This window comes from Nonomuraea sp. MTCD27 (assembly GCF_041950495.1).
Classification (GTDB): Bacteria; Actinomycetota; Actinomycetes; order Streptosporangiales; family Streptosporangiaceae; genus Nonomuraea.
The window spans coordinates 162,161-178,098 of the sequence record NZ_JBGNUW010000014.1 but is presented as its reverse complement, the minus strand read 5'-3'; the positions used below and the strand labels follow the sequence as shown (position 1 = coordinate 178,098).

The 15,938-nt window shown below is 63.8% G+C and carries 19 protein-coding genes; 14 read left to right on the top strand and 5 right to left on the bottom strand.

Annotated elements, in window-relative coordinates; all coding sequences use genetic code 11:
• Positions 1-135: 135 nt before the first annotated feature.
• The 3 genes from ACBJ59_RS35990 to ACBJ59_RS35980 form a co-directional block, all read right to left on the bottom strand.
• Positions 136-507: a hypothetical protein gene (locus ACBJ59_RS35990; RefSeq protein ID WP_375114641.1), complete on the bottom strand. Its 372-nt coding sequence runs from the start codon at positions 505-507 to the stop codon at positions 136-138.
• 711 nt (positions 508-1,218) lie between these two features.
• Entirely contained in the window at positions 1,219-1,761 is a 543-nt protein-coding gene (locus tag ACBJ59_RS35985) for a hypothetical protein (protein WP_375114640.1), read from the bottom strand.
• A 498-nt stretch (positions 1,762-2,259) separates the two neighbouring features.
• On the bottom strand, positions 2,260-2,862 hold the full coding sequence (locus tag ACBJ59_RS35980; RefSeq protein ID WP_375114639.1) for a hypothetical protein: 603 nt from the start codon (positions 2,860-2,862) through the stop codon (positions 2,260-2,262).
• Positions 2,863-3,289: 427 nt separating this feature from the next.
• Between ACBJ59_RS35980 and ACBJ59_RS35975 the strand changes: the two genes are divergently transcribed.
• Entirely contained in the window at positions 3,290-3,760 is a 471-nt protein-coding gene (locus ACBJ59_RS35975; RefSeq protein WP_375114638.1) for a hypothetical protein, read from the top strand.
• A gap of 573 nt (positions 3,761-4,333) precedes the next feature.
• Here ACBJ59_RS35975 and ACBJ59_RS35970 read toward each other — a convergent pair.
• Complete coding sequence (locus ACBJ59_RS35970; RefSeq protein ID WP_375114637.1) at positions 4,334-4,891, bottom strand: hypothetical protein; 558 nt, start codon at positions 4,889-4,891, stop codon at positions 4,334-4,336.
• Between the two features lie 682 nt (positions 4,892-5,573).
• On the opposite strand from ACBJ59_RS35970, the gene ACBJ59_RS35965 reads away from it, so the two are divergent.
• The 6 genes from ACBJ59_RS35965 to ACBJ59_RS35940 all read left to right on the top strand — a co-directional run bounded on the left by ACBJ59_RS35965 (position 5,574) and on the right by ACBJ59_RS35940 (position 11,445).
• Positions 5,574-6,317, top strand: a complete 744-nt coding sequence (locus ACBJ59_RS35965) for a tyrosine-type recombinase/integrase (protein ID WP_375114636.1) — start codon at positions 5,574-5,576, stop codon at positions 6,315-6,317.
• A gap of 509 nt (positions 6,318-6,826) precedes the next feature.
• On the top strand, positions 6,827-7,393 hold the full coding sequence (locus tag ACBJ59_RS35960; RefSeq protein ID WP_375114868.1) for an ArsR/SmtB family transcription factor: 567 nt from the start codon (positions 6,827-6,829) through the stop codon (positions 7,391-7,393).
• 10 nt (positions 7,394-7,403) lie between these two features.
• Positions 7,404-7,574 carry a hypothetical protein gene (locus tag ACBJ59_RS35955; protein ID WP_375114635.1) on the top strand — a complete coding sequence of 57 codons (171 nt, stop codon included), beginning with the start codon at positions 7,404-7,406 and terminating at the stop codon, positions 7,572-7,574.
• 725 nt (positions 7,575-8,299) lie between these two features.
• Positions 8,300-9,805, top strand: coding sequence for a hypothetical protein (locus ACBJ59_RS35950; protein ID WP_375114634.1), 1,506 nt, complete (start codon positions 8,300-8,302; stop codon positions 9,803-9,805).
• On the top strand, positions 9,805-10,707 hold the full coding sequence (locus ACBJ59_RS35945) for a DNA adenine methylase (protein WP_375114633.1): 903 nt from the start codon (positions 9,805-9,807) through the stop codon (positions 10,705-10,707). The genes ACBJ59_RS35950 and ACBJ59_RS35945 overlap by 1 nt, the downstream gene beginning before the upstream one ends.
• Positions 10,708-10,881: 174 nt before the next feature.
• Positions 10,882-11,445 carry an NUDIX hydrolase gene (locus tag ACBJ59_RS35940; protein WP_375114632.1) on the top strand — a complete coding sequence of 188 codons (564 nt, stop codon included), beginning with the start codon at positions 10,882-10,884 and terminating at the stop codon, positions 11,443-11,445.
• Here ACBJ59_RS35940 and ACBJ59_RS35935 read toward each other — a convergent pair.
• Positions 11,423-12,640: an XRE family transcriptional regulator gene (locus ACBJ59_RS35935; RefSeq protein ID WP_375114631.1), complete on the bottom strand. Its 1,218-nt coding sequence runs from the start codon at positions 12,638-12,640 to the stop codon at positions 11,423-11,425. The two genes, ACBJ59_RS35940 and ACBJ59_RS35935, sit on opposite strands and share 23 nt — an antisense overlap.
• A gap of 120 nt (positions 12,641-12,760) precedes the next feature.
• Between ACBJ59_RS35935 and ACBJ59_RS35930 the strand changes: the two genes are divergently transcribed.
• The 7 genes from ACBJ59_RS35930 (at position 12,761) to ACBJ59_RS35900 (ending at position 15,860) form a co-directional block, all read left to right on the top strand.
• Positions 12,761-13,174, top strand: a complete 414-nt coding sequence (locus tag ACBJ59_RS35930; RefSeq protein ID WP_364666911.1) for a hypothetical protein — start codon at positions 12,761-12,763, stop codon at positions 13,172-13,174.
• Positions 13,175-13,182: 8 nt separating this feature from the next.
• Positions 13,183-13,476 carry a hypothetical protein gene (locus ACBJ59_RS35925; protein WP_375114630.1) on the top strand — a complete coding sequence of 98 codons (294 nt, stop codon included), beginning with the start codon at positions 13,183-13,185 and terminating at the stop codon, positions 13,474-13,476.
• A gap of 41 nt (positions 13,477-13,517) precedes the next feature.
• Complete coding sequence (locus ACBJ59_RS35920) at positions 13,518-13,916, top strand: hypothetical protein (RefSeq protein ID WP_364666906.1); 399 nt, start codon at positions 13,518-13,520, stop codon at positions 13,914-13,916.
• 104 nt (positions 13,917-14,020) lie between these two features.
• Complete coding sequence (locus ACBJ59_RS35915; protein WP_375114629.1) at positions 14,021-14,737, top strand: GntR family transcriptional regulator; 717 nt, start codon at positions 14,021-14,023, stop codon at positions 14,735-14,737.
• 122 nt (positions 14,738-14,859) lie between these two features.
• Positions 14,860-15,285, top strand: coding sequence for a plasmid replication, integration and excision activator (locus tag ACBJ59_RS35910; protein WP_375114628.1), 426 nt, complete (start codon positions 14,860-14,862; stop codon positions 15,283-15,285).
• On the top strand, positions 15,286-15,552 hold the full coding sequence (locus tag ACBJ59_RS35905; RefSeq protein ID WP_375114627.1) for a hypothetical protein: 267 nt from the start codon (positions 15,286-15,288) through the stop codon (positions 15,550-15,552). It begins immediately after the preceding gene.
• Positions 15,549-15,860 (top strand): hypothetical protein, encoded by a 312-nt coding sequence (locus tag ACBJ59_RS35900; RefSeq protein WP_375114626.1) that lies wholly within the window; start codon positions 15,549-15,551, stop codon positions 15,858-15,860. Before ACBJ59_RS35905 ends, ACBJ59_RS35900 begins: the two co-directional genes overlap by 4 nt.
• Positions 15,861-15,938 lie beyond the last annotated feature (78 nt).

Sequence of the window (15,938 nt, the reverse complement as noted above, 5' to 3'; positions counted from 1 at the left end):
ATCTTGGCTCGTAGGGGTCGTGACCTGCGGCTGAGACCGGTCGTGAGTGACCGTGGTTGACCCTTCGTTGCCGCCCTTAATGGCACGCTGATCATGCGGCAGGGCGGGCTCTGAAGACAGCTCTGAGCCGCAGCATCACGTTCGAAGCCGATCCTCCTGAGGGTCATAGCAGTTCAGCCCCAGTTGGGCCGCGACCTGGACCGCGTACGCCGAGGCTTCCTCTGCCCGGTGGTACCCCATAGGAAAGTAGATGTACGGCCCTGCCGCCTCTCCAATCAGTGGAGATGTGGACCAGGGGATGTCTTCGTACTCGTCGTCATCCTCGTCTACGTCGTCCAGATCCGGCCAGCGCTGCAAGAGCTGCTCAACGAACTTCGCGATCAAGGGAGTCGGCGGGATTTCAACATCGGTGTCGATGTACTGCTCGTACAGGGCACTATGCGTCTCCCCAGCTTCTTGATCACTGGACGGGCGCTCGCCCTCCCAGACCGCAAGGTCGTAGCTCATGCACAGATGATGCCACTTTCCAGACGACACACAAGATCGTCACCAAGACCACGATTCCACTCATCTGCAGGAGCGGAGGTGGCCTCTCATGCACAGTATGGACGCGGGCATGCGTGAGGAAGTACGGGCAGGCGGCCGCTTATCCGGTGATTCGGTGCTGAGGAACGAAGCACCGGATAGTCGATCGCCCCCAACCAGCAACGGAGGCCAGCCCACACGTGGCGATCGTAGGGGCTGTATCCGTGCGGCGACCCGGGTCGGTGCGTTCGGTTAGTACGGCGCAGCAGGTCTGCGGTGGCCGGCCCGGTGTCCCGCCACCGTCCGGGACCGGCCCCCAGCCCGCACGCCCGGACGGCGGGCGGGCGGGCGGAGGGCCGGGGTACGGCGGCGCGCCACGCCGCCGTCTTGATACCTAGAGAACGACTCGGCAACTCGGCAGTCCTGCAAGTTGTCCACCGGCGGTGGCCGGCTCAAGTGCGTGGCCTCCCGGCTGACCGTCAAGGACCTGGCCGCGCTGCTCGCCTCCAGGCAAGCCCGCCCGGCACCGGATCAACCCGTTGCCGAACCGCCGATCGAGGCCAGCGCCGTCGAGGTCGACCGGCAGGTCAGCTCCATCGGCACCATCAGCCTGGCCAACCGCGCCCTGTGCATCGGCGCCCATCTGGCCGGCCCGACGTGTCACCGTGCGCCTGAACGGCATCACCGCCCGCGTCATGGACGAGGAACGCCTGCTGCTGCGCGCCGTGCCCTGCCCGCTCCCACTCCGATGTAGAAGTGGGTATAGGTGCGGCCGGCTCCGGACAGTTTCAATTCGTAGCGGAAGCCGTCTTTCTCCCGGACGAAGAGGCCGTCTCCCTGACGGGTGAAACCCCTATCGTGCCTGTCGGGATGAAGCGGGCCGACGGAATCGAGTAACACGTCGTCGAACGTGGGGTTCGCGGGAACGCGGCCCTTTTTCAGCTCGCATGCGCTCTCGTGGAACTCGGTCCTTTCCCGAGCCGGTGCCGCCCAGAATATCTCGAGTCCACCGGCGGGCGTTCCGGCGGCCCCGGTTGAAGGCTTTGCCCGGCTGTGGAGCCTTGTTATGAGACCGGTGACCGGATCGGTGACAACTCTGATCTCGATCCGAGCGGATTGAGGCGCACCCGGAGCCGAACGGCCGCCTCCCATGCTGCCAAGGGTTTCCAGATCGAAGCTTATCGAATAACCCTTCAGCGCTTGGCCGTCACCTGCACAGGACGCGACGGTGACCATTCCCGCCGATGTGAGGGCCGCTGACGCGAGCACCGTGGACAGTCTTCCCGGCCGCCTGCTCGAACCGCGCGTGTTCATCGGGTCAGGACTTTCGCCAAACAGGCCAGGAATGTTGCTTGACTCTCACCTCGGGCAGGTCTCCAACTTTCACCGTCAGATAGCGAAAACGTCCCACTGCCTCTACTACCCAGACCTGATCGCCGAGTCTGTGGACGGGGATCAGCTCGGTGCCGCCCCACCACCTGACAGCCCTGACACGGACCTCATCTCGGCTGAGTCCCCACGCGAAAGCCACCCGCCTCCGCCGGAACGGGCCGATCCTGCTGGCGTGCTGCCGATTCCCCAGCATTGTGAGGGTACGCGCCCGCACTTGACCGGCCGCATCAAGAGTTCTCGTCCTCGTGCGATCCGGCCGTGCGGCCGGACCATGCGCGATGCGCACAGAACCATCGGGTGACACCTCGAACGCGAAACGCCACCCGGAGAGCACTACTTCACTCAACAGTTGATCCCATTGGTCTGGGTGTTGTCGCTGGCGGTGTACACCTGGTCCGAGTGGCTTTCGCCGTACGCCCAGACGGCGTAGTCATATATGCCCTGTCCACCGCAGTAGGACGCCATGTCCACCGTAACCACGGACTGCCAGTACTGCCGCTCGGAATCGCCGTCGAGCCACTCCCAGCCGTACCTGCGCGACCTGTACATGTTCGCCTCGACATAGATCTCCGGCACGCTGCTCGGGCACTCCGAGCGTGCGTCCGAGAATATCGTCGAAGCCGCTTTGTACGGTGCCGTGACGAACAGCCAGCACCCATTGGCTATGGGTGTCGAGGATTTCACGCCGGGGTCGTCCGACGGACTCGCGGTGTGCGGAGCCGGCTTGTTTTCCGCGGGGTGGGTGTTGAGGTACTCGATGATTGCTTGTTGTGTGTGCTTTCCGGCTCCGGGGAAGTCGCTGACGCGGGTGCCGCGATTCCTGCCGTAACGGCCAGTAGGGCGGCGCCCGCCAAGGCTAAGCCCTTGGGCTTCATGATGATGCTTCATTCCTCCATTGCGCTGGTTGGCATGTTCGAGTTGATCAAATGACACGAAAAAAAGCATGTCAAGAGTCATAATCGGGCAAGTCGAACTTCCCGAATTCTGGGCGGTTTGCGGCTTTGAACCTTGGTGTAGCTGTGCTGCAGTGAATGGATCCAGGCCAGGCACCCGCTGAGCCCTTTTACCTCACAAGGTGGGCTGCCGGTCGGCGTCTCCCGTCGGGTTACCGGCCCAGCCGGGAGAACTGGTCGTCGGTCAGCTTGAGGGGGTGCGCGGCGAGGTTCTCCTCCAGGTGTGCCGGAGAGGTCGTGCCGAGGATGACCTGGCCGGCCCGCCGACGTTGAGCGAGAAGTTAAGGCACGCTACCGGACCCGCCGTTGTCGCCGGGCCTGGCCGCGGCCAGGCTGGAGGCGTTCGCGGATCTTCTGGATCACCGCGCCCGCACCCCTGATCCACCCAGTTCCCCGCACGACAGAATCGGTCCATCAGCATGCCGTCCCGCCTCGACCCGTTCGCCGGCTGGCTTCGCGGCCACGCCGTCCCGCTCACCCACCTCGACCCCGAGGCACCACTCGACGACCTGAAGCCGCTGCGCGAGTTCGTCGGCGACGCCCGCGTGGTCCCCGTCGGGGAGAACTCCCACTTCATCACCGAGTTCTCGCACCTGCGCCGGCGCATCCTGCGCTTCCTCGCCGAACACTGCGGTTTCACCGTCCTGGCCTTCGAGTTCGGCTTCAGCGGAGTTTCGTGCAGACCACTTCGCGCATCCGTGCAGACGGCTTGGGAAACCGACAACGGTGATGATTTTGGTTCCGTCCTTTTGGGTTTCGGGACCGTTTCAGGATGTTGGCGTGGAGTCGCCCAGCTCCACCGCGGTGTGCCCACGAGCGAGAGCGTGCTTCTGGCCGCCGTGCTCAGGTCATCACGAGGACGGGGTCACGACGCGTTCGTAGAAACGTAGTGGCCGGTAGCCGGTGGCGTCGAGCTTGGCCAGTTCGGTGTCGACGATGGTTGATCACACGGAGGTCGGTCCAGTAGCACGTGCCCCGCGCCAGCGCTTAGAGGGCGGCGAGAGTGCTGTCGGAGTAGCCGCATTGCCGTCCCAAGGTATTTGAGTCCTTTCCTGAGGGCTCTGTGACGCTCCTTCTGACGGTAGACGCATGCGTTGCTGGAGCCAGTGTCACCGCAGACACATCACATCCGCTGCGGTCCACCAACCATGATCGATAGGGAACGCATAGGGAACGATCAACCGTAGAGCGCCGGTGTCACCCGTGGACAGCCGGACACAACGCGAGAGGCCCGTCACCGCGTTTCCGCAGGTGACGGGCCTCTTCCCGCTGGTGTGGCAAGTGCAAGGTTCGAACATGCGTAGGCTGAGCCGACGGTTTCACAGGGCGTCACGCGTTCCGGTTCCACTTGCCCACCCACCTGCGGTGGGGTGGTATCCAATGCCACGTGCCTCAAAGATCATTCCGGGCATATTCCGGATCATGAGATGGAGCGCGGTGAGCGGTCGTCCCACACGAGCGGGTCAGTGGATGCGCCACTCGTCGGCCGGAATGCAGTCGAACATGGTGTTGGCCCAGTCGTTGGGCCTGCCAAAGACCAGCCGGGTGAGCAGAACGTCGCCGGCTCGCTGCGCACGCGGGTATATCCCCAGCTCTTCTGAGCCGACGTCCCCTTCCGGGGTGAACCTTACTTCCCTGCCGGTCTTCTCCAGGTAGGCGCTGAGATCAGCTGAGAGCTCTGAAGGCGGCCGACCTACCAGCCGGATCCCATCGAACGAGACCTGGGGTCCGGACAAGGCGTCGACAGTAATGCAGGTCAATCCCATAGGCCCGACGTAGTACCCCACGGTGTCCTCTCGGTACGTGGGAGCGCCCACGGCGCGGAATCGCGTACACAACTGCTCGAAGGGGCCGACCTCGCCGACTGGGGAAACCTCGGATGTGTATCCGCGAGCCTCCATCACGACGACCGCTTCCTGCAGGCTCATACCGAAGCGCAGAGGGCCGACACGTTCAAGTGGCGCATAGTCCCACTGCGCTCGATCGGATTCGTCTACCACCGTCCATAGGTCATGCAGCATGTCCCGGCAACTCCTTCGAGCTCTGCCTGTTGGATGAGGTGGGCACCCTATCGGCGTTGCCAGTACGGGCCCTCACCGAGCGCTACTTCTCCGGCAGTTCGGACGCCTTCTTGCAGAGCGATCAGCCACGTTGGCCCGGTGGTCCAGGGTGAGGAACGAACCCTGGACCTTCGATCGCCCCCAGCAATCTACGGCGACCGGCCATGCAGTGGCGATCGTAGGGCTGCATCTGTGCGGCGGCGTGGCAATCCCGGTCGGAGCGCTCGGTTGCTACGGCGGGACCGGCGTGCGGTGCCCGGCCCGGTGTCCCGCCGCCGTCTGGGACCGGCCCCCAGGCCGCACGCGGCGGCCAAGACTCGCGACAGCATCTCCGATGGCCTCGCCACGGTCCTGCCCGCCCTCACGAAGGACCGTCCCGGCCGCCCGGACGCGAGACCTTGCGCACGGCTCTGCGCATGTACGCCCTCCTGCCTGAGGCCAAGCGCCCAGATGTGCCGCTGGAGAGAAAACAGTCGCTGTGGTGGCTGGAAGGTGCCTCGCTCGACCTGACCGACCTGAACGAGACCAAGACGGTACGCCTGGCGCTCGATGCCCTCGCGCTCCGCCTAGACGGCAAAGCAGCGAGCGCCAACACCATCCGCCGCAAGCGCGCGCCGTTCTTCGTGCCGTCCTGGAGTACGCGGTGGAGCTGGAGGAACTGCCCGCCAACCCCGTGCACAAGGTCAAGTGGAAGCCTCCGAAGACCACGGAGACGGTGGATCCGCGGGTCGTGGTGAATCCACGCCAGGCTGAAGCACTGCTGACCGCAGTGGCCCCCGTAGGCGGGCGAGGTCGCGGGCCTCGGCTCCAAGCCATGTTCGCCTGCATGTACTACGCCGCCCTACGTCCTGGCGAGACCGTCGCTCTCAGGAAGCAGGATTGCCATCTTCCGGCAACTGGCTGGGGCCGCATCCTCGTCGACGTCTCTCGTCCCGAAGTCAACGTCCAATGGACCGACACAGGTGACGCCCACGAGGAACGCGGCCTCAAGCACCGGGGCCACGACGACGTCCGCCCGGTCCCCATCCCACCCAAGCTGGTCAAGATCCTTCGGCAACACATCGAAGAGTTCGGCGTCGCCCCGGATGACCGGCTGTTCCACAGCGAACGCGGCAAGGTCGTGGCCTCGACCGCGTACACCGAGGTCTGGCAGGACGCCCGAGCCCTGGCGCTCACCCCCGCCCAGGTCGCCTCTCCCCTGGCCCGCAGACCGTACGACCTGAGACACGCCACCGTCTCCCTCTGGCTCAACGCGGGCGTACCAGCCCCCGACGTAGCCGAACGGGCCGGACATGGCGTGGATGTGCTCCTCAGGGTCTACGCCAAGTGCCTGGACGGCCAACAGGAGATCGCCAACAGGCGGATTGAGGACGCACTCGCCGCATGATCACTCAACACCACTCCGAAGGGTCCCGGAACGCCACCGGGACCCTTCGGCGTTCCCAATGCGTTCCCACGAGCACGCGATCCGCAGAGATTACGGATCAAGGCCCCCTACCAGGGGGAACGTCCCGTGATCCATTCCGGGCATGTTCCGGGACCTGCGACAACGGGCCGCTCACGGCGGCATCCGGCTGCGTACCCCTGAAACGCAGAAGAGGCCCCGAAGGGCCTCTGACCTGCAGCTACTGCTGGTGGCAGGTGCAAGGTTCGAACTTGCGTAGGCTGAGCCGACGGTTTTACAGCGGGTCGACGTTCCTGACTGCATCAGGCCCCTGACCTTCGGGTACGACTCTCGCTTGCCCGCGACCCGAGAAGATCATCCCGCGCATGTCCCGCGAGGCAGCGGCAGGCACGATCATCCCTTCATGCCACCACTCGACGCCACCGACGCGTGATTTCAAGATCCAGTAGACGTCTTGAGCATTCTCACCCGCTGGTCTTACCGTCGTGGCCATGCGACAGATTGATGACCTGGACGTGCTCAAGGTCATGACCAGCCCGTTTCGGATGAAGCTCTTTAACCTCCTCTTCCAGATCGGCCCGGTCACGGTGAGCGAGCTCGCCAGACGGATGGATGCCGACCCCGGCCAGGTCAGCTATCACCTGCGGCAGATGCAGGAACATGCCTTGATCGAGGAAGTGCCGGAGCTCGCTCGCGACAGCCGGGAACGCTGGGTGCGGGCGGCCATGGGCGGGTTGGCAGTGACGGGCCTGGAAACCCCGGAAGAAAGAGCCGTGGTGCGGGCGTGGACTTCACAGTGGGTGATCGACCAGTTCGAGCGGCTGCGCGACTGGGAACGCACTCATAGGACGTTTCCCGAGGACTGGCAGAACGTGGCCTTCGGAAGCAGCCGCCACCTACGGCTCACCAGCGACGAGCTCGCGCAGCTCCGCGACCAGCTCAATGCCGTGCTGGAGCCGTGGCGCGAGCTGACCAGGTCGCGCGTCGAATCGAGCGCGACTCCGCCGGACACCCGCCCGGTCTTCCTCTTCTACCACGCCTTCCCCCAGGACCCCTGAGGAGCCTTCCATGCATCACCTGTATGAAGAGCTCGTTCGTGCGGACCTGGCTGAGCAGCGAGCCGAGGCCGCACGGCTACGCATGATCCCGCAGCGCTCGCGCCAGCCTGTCCTTCCCCGGATACGCGGCAACTTCGCGATCACGCTCCGCCGCCTCGCCGACCACCTCGAACCTGCGTGACAATCCCGGAACCTGAGCGCCCCAGCCAAAGGCTCCGTTCCAGGCGGTACAAGGCAGGGGTGGTCAACCACGTTCCTCGGTGAGCCAGGGTGAGGAACGAACCCTGGATCGTCGATTGCCCCCAAGCACGTACGGCGTCCAGCCATGCAGTGGCGATCGTAGGGCGGCACCTGTGCGGCGGCGCGGCAACCCCGGTCGGGGCGTTCGGTTGGTACGGCGGGGACGGCGTGCGGTGCCCGGCCCGGTGTCCCGCCGCCGTCCGGGACCGGCCCCCAGGCCGCACGCCCGGACGGCGGGCGGGCGGAGGGCCGGGGGTACGGCGGCGCGCCGCGCCGCCGCTTGATACTCACAAGAACAATTCGGCAGTGCGCGGCTGCGTCTCTGCGCCCTCAACGTGTCCGGTCCATGGAGTGCATCGGATCGGTGGACACCCTGAGGCCACCGCTCTGCGGTGGACACCCAGCAGAACGCGACCTTTGCCGCGCTCACCTTGCAAGCGACCAGATGGCATGTCATGATCACAATCGCCGGAGAGTTGCACGTGATCGCCCCAAGGACAAGCTGTCACTGCCTTGGGACACAAGTCACACAAATGGCACATGGAGGGAGTAATAGGGTTGCACCGTCAGGAGCACCCCGGGATCCCATATAACAATATGTAATCAGCTGCCTACACGAGAGAATTCCGTTTGTGGCTCCGCGTATGCGGTGGCATCCTAGCTGACATGGTGACCGACGAAGATCTCCCCATCTCAAGTCTCCTCCTTGACGTCAAGAACCCGCGCCACCGTGAAGTGGCAAGCCAGGAGGAGGCCATCCGTGCGCTCCTTGGTCACCAGCCAATCAAGCTCTACAACCTCGCCGTCCACATCATTGAGAATGGCCTCAGTCCCATCGACGGACTGGTGGTTCTCCGGCAGGGAACCGAGTACACCGTACTCGAAGGAAACCGTAGAGTGGCAGCCCTCAAGCTATTGCTGAAGCCCGCGATCTGCCCGCTTCCGCGCTATCGGAATCTCTTCACGGAGCTGGCCAAAAGGGCCTCTTTGCCTACAGTCCTTAGGGTAAAAGTCGTGGACTCCAGGGAAGAGGCAATGCCCTGGCTAGAGGTACGGCACGGCGGCGAACTCGACGGTGCTGGAACGGTTCGATGGAGCACAGGCCAGCGCACGCGTGCATTCGCGGCAGCGGGGACTCAGGAATACAAGGCCCTTGCAGTTCTCGACTGGGTGTTCGAGAAAGCTGAGGCTGGAGCCAATGAAACGCTCTTTCAGCTGGCTGAGAATATCTTCGACAGCAAGATCACTACCTTCGGCCGCCTAGTCGGAGATCCCGAGTTCCGTGCGTACTGCGGATTCGACCTTGTTGGCCATGACATGCACTTGACCCAGAGCGATAGCGCAGTACTCGTACGTCTCAATCAGGTACTGCTCGATCTCGCGGGAGACCTGACAGTATCCGCCCTTAAGCTCAAGGACCAGAGAAAAGAATACGTCCGGACACTCGCCGAGAGGCTCGGTGAGTCTGTTGACTCCCCCTCGACCGATGACACTGCTGCTTCCGAGGACCCGAAGTCGTCAACAGATAGATCAGACGAAGAAGCTGCCAAAGAGGGATCAACGGCTGGAGATTCCGCGGGTGCGGGTTCAGGCAGCAATGAGGCTGACAGCGCAGGTGGTGGCAAGGCCGGCGACGGCAGTGATGACGACGGCGGTGCTACGGCCACCGCCGAAGGCGATGAAGAAACTTCTCCCAAACAGAAACCTGATAGTAAAAGGACCGAGCGTGAGCGGGCTCGGTCAAAGAAGCTATTTTATGCTCTGAGACTCCGGAACTGTGGCCCGCGCACCCGAGACATACTCCGCGAGGCTCAGAAACTTGACGCGGACACCTTCAGGAATAGCGCGGCTGCACTCACCAGGATGGTGATCGAATTCGTAGTCTCGCAGGCCATTGTCGACTGCGGGTGGACTCCGCCGCCTAGGGATGAACTGCGCCAGAAGGTGCAGACGTGTATTACTTATCTAGATCCATCAGGGAAAGATAAGAGATACAAGGATATCCGCAACCAGGTCGGTGCGCCTGACAGCATCATTGGTGGAAGTACTCTCAACGCCTTCCTCCACAACCCCAACTACTTCCCTACCGCGGTGGAGCTACGTTCAATCGCGGACAAGTACGTCGACTTCCTGAAGGAACTCGACTCGGCGATTGGACAGGCAAAGACCTGATGCAATACGTGAGTCCTCTTCGGTACCCGGGCGGCAAGGGCAAGATGACGGAGTTTCTTGCGCGGCTCATCCGGGTTCAACGACCACGTCCAACAACATACATAGAACCATTCGCTGGAGGTGCAGGGGCGGCAGTCGCGCTCCTGCACCTTGAGGTCGTTGACCGCATCGTTCTAAATGATCTAAACCGAGGAATCTCGCAATTTTGGCGATCTGTATTCTTCAATACAGCAGAGCTAGTGGACAGAATTAAGTCCTGCGAGGTGACCATGGAGGAATGGCATCGACAACGAGAAATCTACAGATCCGACTCAGCCGAAGGCATAGACCTGGCGTTCGCGGCGTTTTTCCTAAACCGAACTAATAGATCTGGCATATTGGGCGCCAGGCCAATCGGAGGACTAGAGCAAACTGGTAATTGGAAGATCGATGCACGGTTTAACAAAGATGACTTGATCGATCGGATCGAGAATCTAGGTGCTTACAGACACCGAGTAGAGATTCTCTCAGAAGATGGAATCCAGCTCATGTCATCTCTAAAGGATAAAAAAGGTACCTCGTTCTCGTACATTGACCCTCCTTATCTCGGACAGGGCGATGAGCTGTACATGAATACCTTGTCCTGGGCAGATCATTTGCGGCTGGCGAAAACGATTACGGGAAACCAACTTCGCTACTGGCTACTTACTTATGATGTAGACCCGCGCGTCGAGAAGCTCTACCCCGATCAGCGTATCGCACAGTTTTCGATCTCTCATACCGCGGCGACACAACATGTCGGAGTCGAGTACATGGTTGTATCGGATCGGCTTGAGGTTCCAAGCCTTGATGGAATCTCTCGGAGAGACGGATCGTGGCTAGAGCGACGTTCCACAGATCCTGATGAACAAGCTTTCGGTTAGCATTACTTGTACAACCCCAATTGGCTTTTCAGCATCCATATGGAGCTGGAAGTCCCTCACGCGTAGAGTTCTGACGGCCAGTTATACAGTTCCACAAGTTGTCTCGTGCAATCCCTCATGGGCTTTTGCGATGAAGCTGTGTACTGCGGGAGACTGAGGCGGTAGCTTCGCGGTGTGAGTGATGACGCTGAGCTGACGCGCTGGGTCGTGCACGGGGAGCGGTTGCTCTATGACAACCGGTGGATCCGATTGGGACTGGCCGACGTGGAAATCCCGGGCGGGGAGCGGTTCGAACATCACGTCGTGCATCTGGATCGTGCCGCAATCGCTGTCGTGCTGGATGAGCAGGATCGTGTGTTGATGATGTGGCGGCATCGGTTCGTATTCGATCGGTGGGGGTGGGAGCTTCCGGGTGGGCTGATCGAGTCGGGTGAGGATCCGATGGTGACGGCTCTGCGGGAGGTGGAGGAGGAGACCGGGTATCGGCCAGCGGGTCTTGAGCGTCTGGTGTCGTATCAGCCGATGGCGGGGATGGTCGACTCCGAGCACATCCTGTTCGTGGGGCGTGGGGCCGAGCAGGTGGGTAAGCCTGAGGGTGAGGTGGAGGCCGACCGGCTTGAGTGGATCCCCATGAGTGAAGTCCCGGAGATGATTGCACGCGGGGATATCTGGACGTCGGGGACGTTGATCGGGTTGCTTCAGGCTCAGGTGTGGCTCAACGGCCGAGGGCGCGGTTGACGGCTTTGGACAGGTCGTCGATGCGCCGGCGTTGGCGGCGGCTGCCGGTCATGGTGGCCAGTTGTTGAGCACGTTGGATGTGGGGTTGGGCGGCGTCGGGGTTGCCGAGGGCGAGGAGGGCGTGGCCGAGGTCGCAGCGGACGCCGGATTCGGCTCTGTTGTAGGTGCCGTCCATGCCGGCCAGGGCTGAGCGGAGGTCTTCGGCGGTGTCGGGGTCGCCGAAGCGGACGAGGCAGTTGCCGCGCCAGCGGGCTATGTGGTGGGCGTTGATGGACAGGTAGGGCATGTCCGGGTCGCTGTCGCCTTCGGGGAGGAGGATGGTGGCTTGGTCGAGGGCTGCGCGGCAGGTGGTCTCGTCGCCGAGGATGGCGGCGGCTTCTGCTTCGGCGGCTGAGAGCCAGGTGCGGAGGCGTCCCGGTACGTGGTGGCGGTGCTGCTGGTGGACGTGCTGGAGGAGTTCGGTGGCTTCGGCGGGGCGGCCGAGTTCCATGAGGACGTAGGCCTGTTCGCCGGAGACGTAGGCCAGTAGGGCTGGGTCGTCGGCTTCATAGGCGGCGGCTTTGGCGCGTTCGTAGTGGGTCCAGGCGTCGTTGAGTGCCAGGGTGTTGATGGCCTGCCAGCCTGCGAGTGAGGCGGTCTCGGCGAGGAGGTGGGCCAACTGGGCGCGGAGGCCGGGGCGGATGGCGTGGCGGTGGGCGCGTTGGATCTGGGCCATTTGGGCGTGCATCTTGTCGGCGATGGCGGGGCCTCCGAGGCGGCGGTCCAGTAGGCGCAGGTTGTTGGTGTCGGTGCGCAGGATCATGACCGTGGTGGCGTCCACTACTGCGGCGGCGTCCAGGCGGCTGAGGAGTTCGGTGGTTTGTTCTTCGTGTGCGTCGTCGTGGTCGCCGGTGGGTGAGGCGGTGTCGAGCGGGGCTAGGCCGAGGAGCATGCGGGCGTGATCGGGCAGGCGTAGGCCGGCGGCGATGCGTTCGATGACGGCGAGTTCTTTGATGGTGCCGTTGCCGTGCAGGATGGCGTTGACGCGGGGCTGGCCGAGGCCGGTGGCGGTGCCGATGCGGACCTGGCTGGCGCCGTATTTGCCTGCTATACCGAAAAGTCCGGCAATGTCGCGCTTTCTGAGAATCTCCCGGGTCTGTTCCTGTTCCCAGACCGTGACGGGTAGTTCAATGGGGTCGAACGCGCCATTCTGCATTGCTGACCTCCGGCTTTAGCGCCCGGATGATGCATTCCCTCGCGCGGCGGAGCCTATATCCAAGGGTCGTATATCAGCGTGGGATAGGTCTGAAAAGTATGGGCAATCATGCTGTCCGGCATGACAACGCCAGTCAGATGCACAGAGTGCGACGGACGGGGATGGAAGATCGTCACCCGGCGCGGACACGCGACGGCCGCGGGGATGGGCCTGGCGGCTTCCGCCCAGGAAGAATGCCTGCACTGCCAGGGGCCGGCCGAGACGCCGCAGGAGCGGTTCGACTGGGAAGTCCGCATCCCCACGCAGGAGGGTGACGTTCTGGGGCCGTGCGGGTCCTCAGGGTTCCAGGCCACCGCGATGGATGAGCTGCGTAAGGCGATGCGCCGCATCCCCGGTGACGCCTCCGTTCAGGGCACCATCGTCCACAAGGTCTATGACTTCGGCGCAGGTCCTGACGCTGTGTCAAGCCGTCTTATCTTCCGCGCTTACCTCGATCGGGCGGGGTACATCCTTTTTGAGCGGCTTGCCAAATGAGCGCCCCGATGCTGATCAACGTCGATCCCTTCCGGTCGGCCGAGCTGCTCCAGCAGGAATTGCGTTATGACGGAATCAATGCCGATGTCCATGATGGTTATGGGCTGGCGTTGGTTTCGGTCTGGGTGGGGCTGGTCGTCTGGTGCGACGGCGGGCGGTTCTGGTGGCGTACCGGGTGGAATCCAGAGCGTCACCGGGTCATTTACGCGTGGCATCCGACGGATGATCCGTTCCGGGCGGCTCGCCGGATCGCCAGGCGTTACGCCGAACTCCGCTCCGTCTGGACCGTGGAGCCGTTGTGAGTCCGGCAGTGTCGTCGCGGGTCGGGTGGCGGGCGACGATCGTGGACACGCTGCACAGTCATGCGTCCACGCGTGCTCATCGTTCGGAGTTGCTCGGGCGTGAGGGTGTGGTGGTGGCGGTGCTGAGCAGTGGCACGACGGCGTTGGTCGAGCTCGACGGTGATGACTGGGAGCTGCCGGGTGGCGTACGGCGCTGGTCGCTGCGGTGGGATGACCTCGATCTGAAAGAGCTGGTCGACGTGCCCGCTCCCCCGGCGTACGTGACCGGGTGGAGGAAGACGGGGCAAACGGTGGTGCTGCATGCCGTGGAGCCGGGCGCCAAGACGGCGGTGTGTTCGGCGTCGGCAGGGCCGTTGCCGATGTGCGGCTGGTCGGTGCCGTTCTCCGCCACCGCATCGAGGGCCTGTTCCAGATGTGTCGCTCTGGTGAAGGGCTCCTGAGCGGGCTACATCCTGCTGTCCTTTGGATCAGGGCCGCTGACAGGCGTTGCCTCAGCCGGTACTGTGCTTATGCGCACAAGTGGAAGAGTGAACGGGCGGTTGAGATGGGCATGGATTTCGCCCCACCCAAGTACGCGCAGGTCATGCGGACGATTCAGGAACGGATCGAATCGGGCGAGTACGCCCCGGGCGACATGCTGCCGTCCGAAACGCAGCTTGTGCGTGAGCTTGGTGTCGGCCGGACCACTGTCGTGCGTGCCCTGCAGACCCTCGCCATGCAGGGGTGGATCGAACGCGAGCACGGACGCGGGTCGTTCGTCAAAGGCCGGCCCCAGAGCCCGGCCGAGACCGTACGCCCCAGCCTGGGCACGACCGAGCAGGGCGAGGATCCTGATGCGGTCCTGGAGGCGGGGCGCGTACCGGCTCCCCGTCATGTCGCGCGCCTGCTGGGTGTCGCCGAGGGAACTCCGCTGATCGCGCGGAAGAGAGTGGCGCGGCAAGCCGATGTGATCTCAGCGGTAGAGACCATCTGGGTGCCGCTGGAACATGCCATCGGCACCGACCTGGACAAGCCCGAGCCCTTGCGGCGGGGCATCCGCCAGCATCTCCAGTCAGTCAAGCATCTGCGCTTCGACCACATCACCGAACGAGTCAGCGCGCGTAAGCCCACCCAGGACGAAGCCGAGCTGCTCGGGTCGTCCAACCCGGTGCTCGGCGTGCTGGCGACCGTGCACGATCCGGCCGGCAACGTGCTGATGGTGGTGAGCCTGGCACTGCCCGGGACTCTGCACGAGCTCGAAGATGTCTTCAAGGTGAGCTAACTCTTACCCGCCATTTACCGCTCAACCACTTGTGCGGACGAGTTGCGATCTCTTACTCTCAACTCATGCGGACAAGTGGACGAGCGAACGAACAGCTGTCCTCCGCTAGAGAGAGGAACCACATGGCCATCCAGGGACCGATCCCCGTCACCTACTCCATGGTCTTCCCGCACGGCTGCTACATCGTCGGCGAGGTCGAGCCCGTCAAGGACTTCGACGCCTCGTCCAACGGCCGGTTCGTGCAGGCCCGCGACAAGCAGACCGCCGAGCTGATCTGGCAGGTCGCGGTCATGGACGGTGACCCGACCCTCAAGCCCGCCCAAAAGACGGTGGCGGTCAAGATCCTCGCGCCGGTCCAGCCGGTGCCCCCGCAACCCATGCCGGGGCTGCCGTTCACGCCGGTCGCGTTCGACGGCATCACGGTCACGCCGTACGTCAACGCGGCCGGTCGCCTCGCGTACTCGATCAAGGTCCGCGAGATGCACGCACCCCGCCAGCAAGCCCAGCCCGCCCAGAACAAGGCTTCGGCCGGAAAGGATGCCGCCTAAATGACCCGACGCCGTACGCCGCGCAACAGCGTGATCCGGCTGACCACCGGGCACGCCGCCCGCACGCTCAGCCACCCGTTCGCCCGCCGTGAGCCCGTCCTGGCGCTCGACTTCGGCGCCACCTCCGTCCTGGTCACCACGGACGGCCCGGTGACGGTGGAGGACCTGGAGTTCGCCCGCCAGCTCGCCCACGCGGCCCACCGCTTCGCCCGCTCCGTCGAACGCAGCTTCTACGGCCTGCCCGACGGACAGGGGGTCGCGGCATGAGTTCCCACCCGTACACCTACGTCACCCTGTCCCTGCGACCGGAGTCCACGCCGCACGTCGGCGTCTCCTTCCACACGCCCGGCCTCAAGGTCCGCGCCGGCCTCCTGCTCAGCAGCCCGCGCCCGTACCTGGAGCTCTACTCCACCGAGGCAAACGTGCACATCTCCACCACCGGAGCCGGGCCAGTCACCGAAGCCGACCTGACCACCGCCCGCGAGATCTTCAACGCCGCCGCTCGCTACCTAGCCGACTGCGAGCACCTGCACGCCGAGCAGTCGGCCGAGGACGCCGGAGACTCGGCGGCCTGACGCAAGAGGCGGGGCCGCTGGAAGCGGCAACTTCCGGCGGCCCCTCGGTTCTCCCCTGACTCCACATCACGAGAGGTA

Excerpts from the sequence above, each read along its gene's own strand:
- ACBJ59_RS35980 (WP_375114639.1), bottom strand. The coding sequence starts at position 2,862 with ATGCTTTTTTTCGTGTCATTTGATCAACTCGAACATGCCAACCAGCGC.
- ACBJ59_RS35925 (WP_375114630.1), top strand. The coding sequence starts at position 13,183 with ATGCTGATCAACGTCGATCCCTTCCGGTCGGCCGAGCTGCTCCAGCAG.
- ACBJ59_RS35910 (WP_375114628.1), top strand. The coding sequence starts at position 14,860 with ATGGCCATCCAGGGACCGATCCCCGTCACCTACTCCATGGTCTTCCCG.
- ACBJ59_RS35955 (WP_375114635.1), top strand. The coding sequence starts at position 7,404 with ATGCATCACCTGTATGAAGAGCTCGTTCGTGCGGACCTGGCTGAGCAG.
- ACBJ59_RS35905 (WP_375114627.1), top strand. The coding sequence starts at position 15,286 with ATGACCCGACGCCGTACGCCGCGCAACAGCGTGATCCGGCTGACCACC.
- ACBJ59_RS35950 (WP_375114634.1), top strand. The coding sequence starts at position 8,300 with ATGGTGACCGACGAAGATCTCCCCATCTCAAGTCTCCTCCTTGACGTC.
- ACBJ59_RS35970 (WP_375114637.1), bottom strand. The coding sequence starts at position 4,891 with ATGCTGCATGACCTATGGACGGTGGTAGACGAATCCGATCGAGCGCAG.
- ACBJ59_RS35930 (WP_364666911.1), top strand. The coding sequence starts at position 12,761 with ATGACAACGCCAGTCAGATGCACAGAGTGCGACGGACGGGGATGGAAG.
- ACBJ59_RS35935 (WP_375114631.1), bottom strand. The coding sequence starts at position 12,640 with ATGCAGAATGGCGCGTTCGACCCCATTGAACTACCCGTCACGGTCTGG.
- ACBJ59_RS35900 (WP_375114626.1), top strand. The coding sequence starts at position 15,549 with ATGAGTTCCCACCCGTACACCTACGTCACCCTGTCCCTGCGACCGGAG.
- ACBJ59_RS35990 (WP_375114641.1), bottom strand. The coding sequence starts at position 507 with ATGAGCTACGACCTTGCGGTCTGGGAGGGCGAGCGCCCGTCCAGTGAT.
- ACBJ59_RS35985 (WP_375114640.1), bottom strand. The coding sequence starts at position 1,761 with ATGGTCACCGTCGCGTCCTGTGCAGGTGACGGCCAAGCGCTGAAGGGT.
- ACBJ59_RS35960 (WP_375114868.1), top strand. The coding sequence starts at position 6,827 with ATGCGACAGATTGATGACCTGGACGTGCTCAAGGTCATGACCAGCCCG.
- ACBJ59_RS35915 (WP_375114629.1), top strand. The coding sequence starts at position 14,021 with ATGGGCATGGATTTCGCCCCACCCAAGTACGCGCAGGTCATGCGGACG.
- ACBJ59_RS35975 (WP_375114638.1), top strand. The coding sequence starts at position 3,290 with ATGCCGTCCCGCCTCGACCCGTTCGCCGGCTGGCTTCGCGGCCACGCC.
- ACBJ59_RS35945 (WP_375114633.1), top strand. The coding sequence starts at position 9,805 with ATGCAATACGTGAGTCCTCTTCGGTACCCGGGCGGCAAGGGCAAGATG.